The organism is Marinobacter iranensis (genome assembly GCF_029207565.1).
Classification (GTDB): domain Bacteria; phylum Pseudomonadota; class Gammaproteobacteria; order Pseudomonadales; family Oleiphilaceae; genus Marinobacter; species Marinobacter iranensis.
Map to the genome: position 1 here is coordinate 1 of NZ_JANCMW010000352.1, position 247 is coordinate 247.

The 247-nt window shown below is 70.4% G+C and carries 1 pseudogene; it reads right to left on the reverse strand.

Going from position 1 to position 247, the window contains the following annotated elements:
- Positions 1-247: pseudogene (locus NLU14_RS22665) on the reverse strand (hypothetical protein); the annotation flags it as partial.

The following is a 247-nucleotide window of genomic DNA, read 5'->3' on the forward strand; positions in this document are numbered from 1 at the left end:
GAAGTCGGCGGTCCAGTCCCCCAGGATCGGCGCGGTCGTGGCGATGTCCCACGCGCTGATCTCCTCGAGGAAGCCCGTCATGCGGGCCTCCGCCTCCATCCAGTCCTGCGGCCCCGCGAGGTGGTAGATCGAGCGATGGCCCAGTTCGATCAGGTGGCGTGTGGCCAATCGGGCGCCCGCGACCTGGTCGACGGCGACGGAGTGGCCCGCGTCGGGATCGGTGGACTGCAGCGTCACGAACGGCACG